The organism is Taklimakanibacter deserti, from assembly GCA_003574785.1.
In genome coordinates this window covers 1-540 of record QORU01000084.1, presented here as the reverse complement: position 1 = coordinate 540, position 540 = coordinate 1, and the positions used below count along the sequence as shown (strand labels likewise).

The 540-nt window shown below is 64.4% G+C and carries 1 protein-coding gene; it reads left to right on the top strand.

Annotated features, from left to right (window positions below; genetic code table 11):
• Positions 1–62: 62 nt before the first annotated feature.
• A partial coding sequence (locus tag DS839_RS36065; protein WP_438816567.1) for a hypothetical protein occupies positions 63–540 on the top strand: 478 nt, incomplete at its 3' end.

Sequence of the window (540 nt, the reverse complement as noted above, 5' to 3'; positions counted from 1 at the left end):
GAGGCACCTGCACTTGTGCCGTTCACGAACGATGCGAGAGCCGTTGAGAGGGGCTGTATTGCATGACCCGGAAGTACCTTCCCAAAGCCGAGGCAACCGCGAAGGGCTGGTTCAGCCGAACCGACCTGAAAAGCCTGTACCGGCTCAAGCCAGCACCGCAGCAGTGGGCTGCTGGCGAAGTGTGGCAGGGGCACGGCGCTTACGCGGTCTACGACAAGGCGCAGTGCCTTCCCATGCGCCCTTACCGCGCCCCGAGTCAGGCGCAAAGCCTTGCGCTGGAGCGGGGTCGGGAGTTGGTCGGCACGGCGGAATGCGCTGCTGTTGGCTGCTCCTTGAGGTTCGACAGGGAATGGTGGCTCGGGCCGCTCTGCCCTGAGTGCGAGCAGCGCGAGCGCCGAGCGGAGTGTGCCGCGACAGCGCAGTGCTGGATCAACGATGGCTGCCTGTTCCTCGACGCAGAAACGACTGGCTTGGACGAGCAGGCAGAGGTGGTCGAGATGAGCGTGAACGACGCGCTTGGACAGACCGTTTTCAATGCCC